Consider the following 6,427-nt stretch of genomic DNA (forward strand, 5'->3'; position numbering starts at 1 on the left):
CTCTCTGGTTGATTCCGAATTTGGGATGAAATCCGATCCCCGGGAGGCCGGTCATGGCACGGACCTTTAATGGAAGCACCCAGTTTCTCCGCCGTGCAGAAGCCCTCAGCATCACGTATCCGCTGACTCTGGCGCTGTGGGTGTATCCCCAGCGAAGCAACCTATACGAGGATGTGCTGTGTCTGGCACGCTCCGCAGACAACAGCACGGGATGGTTCCTTCAGCTTCGCGGACCCGACGGGATGAAAGCGGCGGCTGTTACTGCCTACCAGAACACATTCGCCATTGCCCGCAGCAGCACCACATTCGCTCTCAACCGCTGGTGTCATCTGGCTGGGGTGTTCACGGGGGCCAGCTCCCGGATGGTCTATCTCGATGGAGTGGCAGGCAGCGTCGAGGGAACCGGCCTGGCCGTACCGACCGTGGATCGGATTCTCATTGGGGCATGGGAACGTCAGGGGAGCTGGATGGCGTACTTCGCCGGTTATACTGCCGAAGCCGCCGTGTGGAAGGTCGCTTTGAACGCTAGGGAAATCGCGCAACTGGCATCGGGAAATTCGCCCCTGCTTGTCAGACCCGCCGACCTCGTCGCCTACTGGCCGCTCGGAGGACCCTTCGGGAACGACGACCGCGATCACCTGGCCGGACTCTACGACCTGACAGCTTTCAACAACCCGGGCTGGACCGATCATCCCAACATCGTCTATCCGCAGCCGGAGCCCCCGCCACAGCCCCCGATAGTCCGCCCGGCACCACGTTTTCCCGCAGTGACCGGGCATGTCTGGACAGCCACCGCCGAGAGGGGAACCGTCTTTTGCCCGGGGGCCGTGAAAGGTTGTTCGGTAGGCCACGTGGCCGCCGGAGTGGTTCGCAATCTATGACCTGGTGCCAAGGAGACGATCATGCCCGACGCCGCTGAGATTTACGGGATTGTGTTTCAAAAGGCCTCGGCCACCCTGCTGGCCCGCGTCCTCGGTGCCGACGGCAATCCCATCACACCCTCTCAGATCACCGCGGCGAGATACTCGGTTGCCCTCGTCGATGATGAGGATCCCACACTGCTGAGCCCGATTCCCGGCCATTGGGAAGTGGCCCTCACTCCTTCCACCATCATTCTTGCGACAGTTCAGAAAGATGCGCTATGGAGCGTGGACGAGACCGGCTACAACTTTCGCCACATCCTCGATGTGACGCATGCTCCGGCCTTTCCCGAAGCTCAGCGCACCTACCGCGTCGAGTATCGTTTGACGCCCCAAACCGGGCAGGAAATCGTTGTGCGATTTCGCCTGCGCGCTATCTGATGTGGACGCCCCAAGGTCGATCCTGAATCTGAGGAGTTGATGTGATGCCCGATGAAGATGTGTTGAAACTCATCCGCTCGCAAACCCTTGCCATCATCCAGCAGGTTACCGCTCAGCCCAAACCCAGTTACGAGCTGGATGGCCAGCGGGTGTCGTGGTCGGAGTACCTGGGGCGCCTGACGGCCGTGGTGGAGTGGTGTAACGCACAACTCGCCCGGGAAACGCCCTGCGAAAGGCGGTCCTGCGGTACGACATGAGGAGCCCAACTGTGAATGACCTTTTCCCCTGGGATTTACCCGAGGATTTCGCGGACGGCTGTCAAACGGTCACCTACTGTCGCAGGGGGCGCCCACCCGGTGTGACCATCGCAGGGGCCATCTTTCGTCCGGTGTCGCCAACACGCATGGACCGCCAAACCGGCTGGGCGGCTGCGGACGCCGTGTGGCATATCCCCGAAGGAAGTCTGCCTGGTTCCGCTCGGCCGGGCGATGTCCTGTACGACGCAGCAGGAAGGCGGTGGACGGTGCTCGTTGCCTCGGCAACGGCGACCGGGCGACTCATCCTCTGGACACGCGACTGGGCAGCGTCCTTTGCAGCAGCTCAATCGGCAGATATCGAAGTCGCCGAAACCACTCAGGGACTCGACGGCGAACCGGTAACCCATTGGCGTCCCTGGCTCACCAACGTTCCCATTCAGTTCCATTCTTCCCGCAGCCAAACGCCGAATGTAGAAGGTGGCACGCCAACCTACCGCGTCCTCGTGGCGGCGGAGCTCCCCTCACGGACGCTTCGCCTTAAAACCTCTGCTGGGGTTTTGTACAGGGTAGATCGGGTGGAGCGGCCCGGATTGCCGGGACATCCCGCCGTGCTGTTCGTTCACCCAGTCACGCCAGACGTTTCGTGAGGTTGCAGAATCGCTTGCACAGGAGAAACCTCGCCCATGCTCCGGCTGGAACATGCCCTCTACACGCAGTGGTCTGAAGACGCCACGCTGGCCGGCCTCATTCCGCCGCAAAATGTTTGGACGGGCTGTCAATCTCCCCCGCGGCTCCCCGGTGCCTGCATCCGCTGCCTGGCAGAAGAGCGCGCCTGGCTGACCGCGAAATCGGAATGGGCGGACCGCGTCCATATCCAGGTGACGCTCTGGGTGGAGAGCTTCGACCACTTGCGAAAGTCAATGGACGCCGTGCGGCGTGTTTATCACGGGACGTCCCTGGACCTGGGAGACGGCGGCCGGATCGTCCGCATCTCCTACCGCCGGATGGCCGTTGAAGACCAGGAACCCAGTGTCTGGCGGGGAACCGTAGAGTTTGACGCCCTCACCCTCCGACCTGTGCTGACGACGTGACAATCCGACGGGCAGCCAGGACTCTCGGAGCTTGTACCGCCGTGGTGATCAGTGAAACAACGAAAGAGGAGCCAATAGATGACAACGATTCTTCGTAGTTCTTTGGAGTCGAAAGTGGGTTGGACCTGGCGCGACGAGCAGGACCGTTCGGCGGTCATCGACAGCAATCAGTGGCTATGGCGGCTTTCCCTCCAGGAGGGCACCGACGAAGGTCAGGCCAATGCCGTGTGGTACGTCCTCGCCAAGACCCTCGCGAGCGGGGCCAGCAACGAATGGGATCTGACGGCCCTTTCTCGAACCCTCTTCAACGCATCGGTGAATCAAGCCTTTGCAAACGTGAAGGCCCTCTATGTGATCAGCCGGAAGGAAAGCGCCGGCAATCTCATCATCGGCGGGGCCAGTACCAACCCCTGGCCGGGACCTTTTTCCTCTGCTAGTCATACGCTCCGCGTTGTTCCCGGTGGGGTACTGCTGGTGGCGCACCCGAATGCGGGTTGGTCGGTGAGCGCATCGGCCAAAAACCTCAAGTTGGCTGCGGAATCAGGAAGCGTGACCTACGATCTCATTCTCGTCGGAGTGAAGGCCGGCTGATCAAGCATCTTTGGAAAACACGAGGGATTAGTTTATGGCGGTGATTTTTCGCGAACTGGCGGGCTCACCCGAGGAACGCTACACCCTCGAGGGATTTACGGCTCGCCGGATTTTTCTCGTTCCGTGGGAACAGCGGCACGCCTTCGCTGCGGAAATTCTCGGCGATGCCGCCGTTCACGGTGGGCAACCGTGGGTTCGGTATCCCGGCCGGGAAGGCGTGTTCGCCGTCTCGATCGCTTTTTCGCCGGTCGACCCAGAAAGCCTCCTCTGCAACGAAATGGCGGGCACGGACTTGTTGAAGGACCTGGCCAGTTACGACGGATCGTTTGCCCGGGCTGTGGTCGAATACCGCAGTGTGCCGCCGCAGGACCGTTCCGATGGGCCGCTGGCCCCGAATGAAACCCAGCTCAGCTATCGAATGGAGCATGGATTCCTGGAGCGCCCGCTGTTGGCCAGCGGGTTTGTCGCGGAAGACGATCCTCAAACACCGCTCCCCGCCGAGCTGCCGCTTTCTCACGTGGTTCCCTACACTGATCACTGGCTCATTTGGCGTCAGGTGGTGGGACCGCCATGGCAGGCGATCCGCGATCTCCAGGGGATGGTGAACAATGACACCTTTCTCGGAGCGCCTGCGGGAACGCTCCTCTTTTTGGGTGCGGATGCCGACAAGCTTTTCCGGGGAAGCTTCGACGAAGGGGCCTCGCCGTTCTGCTGGGAACTTCGCTATCACTTCCGTGAGCTCGCCGTCAAGCACGGCGGGGAAGTGTTTGGCTGGAACTATTTGCACCGCGCTCAGCCGCCGGGGTTCGTGCTCGTCCAGGACGATACCGGCCCTCTTTATCAAAGCGGGGATTTTTCTCGTCTCTTTCAGCCCGAGTTCGTCTGATTTCCCTGGATTCTCCGCCTTTTATGCCAACTCGTTGATGAGCTTCATGCGGGCCAGGCGAGCAAAGCGCTCGAGGTCTTTGGTGATATCCCCCAGGCATGTGGAGCGGTGGAGCCCCGCCGTCCAGTTCCGCCAGAGTTTTTCTACATCCCCATCGACCTTGACAGTGATCTTTGTGCGGCAGCCACGTTCAATGTCTGGTGCCGCCACAATCTCGCCAGTGAAATAAAGAAGCGTGTTGGGATCGACAAATAGGGCCTGAGTCGCCCGCTGACCCACCGGCATGAAGACCTGCGGTACGACGCCTTCCTGACGTTCCATCACACAGCGAATCTTGTAAGGCATAGTGGGCGTGTTGGGACCCTCCATTTTTACCGTTCCCATGCAGTGGGCCAGGATGATGGTGTTGGTCGACTGATCGACGGTGGGGTCGCTGATGAAGCCGGGTTTGCCGGCCAGCCCCTGGAAAATGATGTGCGTCATAGCACAGCGGAGGTCGCTTTCGCAAATGCCTCCCAGGCCGATGCTGTTAAGCCGCGAAAAGCCCAAACAGGGATACGCTGGCAGCTTGATGGTGCGATCCCACATTGTCCCGTAGCAATCCACCGTCAGGACCGTGGCATCCTCTTCATCAAGCAGTCGTTCAAAAGCCAGCGCGAGCTTGCAGGCGCGAATGATTTCTTCGCGGGTCGGTTCAACAATCTGTTTGGCGCCCTCGATCCAACGCTGTGCTTCCGCTTCGGCCTCCTGGTCGCTCACTTTCTCATAAGCTGCCACCACAGGTTCCAGGCCAATGTGCTTGATTTCGGTGCCGAACTTCTCTTTGACGGCCTCATTGAATTCACCGGGCTGGCGCAGCGTTACATTGATAATCTTCGCTTCCCGAAGATGGTGCAATGCCCGAATAGGCCGCACAGCGGCAGCCAGATCCCGCTTGTCCTCGCTGAGGATGGCGTCGAAGAGTGGCGGTGGCTCCTGCCGGAGCATCGTCCCGAATCCCGCCCATTCATGCCCCGAGTAGGGCACGGCGAAGAACATTGTGGGCCGGCCGGTCTTGAGGATCTCCGCCAGCATCCCACCCACGCCCATTTTGAGATGGATCGCCAGGATGCCGTCAGCCTGGGCAAGCTGATCAGCAAGCGCCGTGATTTGTCGCGGGTCGGTGATGAGTTCGTTGATGAAGAAATCGACGTCAGCGAGCTGGTCGGCCAACTCTTGGAAGGCCTGCTCGTAGCTTTGCCGCTCGGCCTGAACGTCCAGCTTTGGATGAGGCCAGAGGCCGCTTCCCGCCAGATACAACCGGGCAACCTTGACCTTGGAACGCCGACAGCCTGGACTGATGAGCTTGGACGGGGACGCCTGCCAGGCCCAGCCCCAGCGTCCTAACCCGAGTGATGTGGCCCCTAAAACGGTCAATTCCAGAAAGCCTCGTCGGTCTAATCCGCGGATCATGGCAGTCCCTCCCGTTCTTTCGGTTCCCGAAGGCACAAGCAGCTTCCCACAGTAAAGATCCCGTCCCGCTGGCAATATGCCAAGGGTAATCCCTGTTGTCAAGCGCGACGCAATCTTTTCGGCCTGCACCGGTTGGTAAAATAACAGGTGGTCGTGAGGATCACGGTTACACAGTGAATGCACCGTCGCCGAGAAGCTGTGCCGCAAACGCATCGCTGTTGTGCTGAGAACACATCGATGTGGTAGGCCTCCTTAACGGCGGCTGCGTGAAGCTTATTGCGACCGGGATGCACGTGGGATGAATCCTGATCAGAACCTGAGCCCATCGCAGATTGACGTCGCTTCGGAAATGGAAGCTGAGGTGCGGATGTCGCCCCCGCCCGAGATGGCGCACCTGCGTCCGGATGACGGAATTCCCTGGGGCGCAGTAGTGCGGGGAATCTTTTGGCTGATCGTGCTTTTCGGACTTCTGTTTTCAACTCCCTATTTGGTGGAAGAACTGTCGTTTGCGGTAACCCGCGGTCGGTTGCGAGCCGAGGCCCTGGTGGCCCGGCAGGAACTCACCCGACTTCCCCAATGGGAAGAACGGTTTCGTTGGGTGGTTAAAAGTGTGTTTCCGGGCGTGGTGGGAGTGGAGGCCTCGCGAGGAGAGGTCACGCTCCGCGGACCGGCACGCTCTTGGTCGAGTCCGCCCCCCAAGATTCGCGAAGAGAGCGTGGGCTCGGGGGTCATCGTGGATGAAGAAGGGTACATCGTGACAAGCCTCCATGTGGTGGAGCAGGCACGGGATATCGTGGTCCGTCTGGCGGATGGCCGCACCATTAAAAGCGTCCAGTTGGTGGGAAGTGA

At 60.4% G+C, this 6,427-nt stretch carries 8 protein-coding genes and 1 pseudogene; 8 read left to right on the top strand and 1 reads right to left on the bottom strand.

All coding sequences use genetic code 11. The annotated features are described in order from the left end of the window. Window positions 1–53: 53 nt before the first annotated feature. The 7 genes from ABJK56_RS03175 to ABJK56_RS03205 all read left to right on the top strand — a co-directional run bounded on the left by ABJK56_RS03175 (window position 54) and on the right by ABJK56_RS03205 (window position 4,126). On the top strand, window positions 54–881 hold the full coding sequence (locus ABJK56_RS03175; RefSeq protein WP_347243217.1) for a LamG domain-containing protein: 828 nt from the start codon (window positions 54–56) through the stop codon (window positions 879–881). 21 nt (window positions 882–902) lie between these two features. Next, entirely contained in the window at window positions 903–1,301 is a 399-nt protein-coding gene (locus ABJK56_RS03180; protein WP_347243218.1) for a hypothetical protein, read from the top strand. A gap of 44 nt (window positions 1,302–1,345) precedes the next feature. Beyond that, window positions 1,346–1,558, top strand: coding sequence for a hypothetical protein (locus ABJK56_RS03185; protein ID WP_347243219.1), 213 nt, complete (start codon window positions 1,346–1,348; stop codon window positions 1,556–1,558). Between the two features lie 11 nt (window positions 1,559–1,569). Beyond that, window positions 1,570–2,205, top strand: a complete 636-nt coding sequence (locus ABJK56_RS03190) for a hypothetical protein (protein ID WP_347243220.1) — start codon at window positions 1,570–1,572, stop codon at window positions 2,203–2,205. 36 nt (window positions 2,206–2,241) lie between these two features. Further along, window positions 2,242–2,649 carry a DUF3168 domain-containing protein gene (locus ABJK56_RS03195; RefSeq protein ID WP_347243221.1) on the top strand — a complete coding sequence of 136 codons (408 nt, stop codon included), beginning with the start codon at window positions 2,242–2,244 and terminating at the stop codon, window positions 2,647–2,649. Between the two features lie 78 nt (window positions 2,650–2,727). Next, window positions 2,728–3,240, top strand: a complete 513-nt coding sequence (locus ABJK56_RS03200) for a hypothetical protein (RefSeq protein WP_347243222.1) — start codon at window positions 2,728–2,730, stop codon at window positions 3,238–3,240. Window positions 3,241–3,274: 34 nt separating this feature from the next. Beyond that, window positions 3,275–4,126: a hypothetical protein gene (locus ABJK56_RS03205; RefSeq protein ID WP_347243223.1), complete on the top strand. Its 852-nt coding sequence runs from the start codon at window positions 3,275–3,277 to the stop codon at window positions 4,124–4,126. A gap of 21 nt (window positions 4,127–4,147) precedes the next feature. On the opposite strand, the gene ABJK56_RS03210 is transcribed toward ABJK56_RS03205, so the two are convergent. Beyond that, the gene (locus ABJK56_RS03210) at window positions 4,148–5,578 is read right to left on the bottom strand and encodes a hypothetical protein (RefSeq protein WP_347243224.1); all 1,431 of its coding nucleotides are present in this window, start codon (window positions 5,576–5,578) and stop codon (window positions 4,148–4,150) included. 298 nt (window positions 5,579–5,876) lie between these two features. On the opposite strand from ABJK56_RS03210, the pseudogene ABJK56_RS03215 reads away from it, so the two are divergent. Further along, window positions 5,877–6,427, top strand: a pseudogene (locus ABJK56_RS03215) (hypothetical protein); the annotation flags it as partial.

The sequence above is a fragment of the Thermogutta sp. genome (assembly GCF_039793925.1).
In the GTDB taxonomy this organism is placed as follows: Bacteria; Planctomycetota; Planctomycetia; order Pirellulales; family Thermoguttaceae; genus Thermogutta.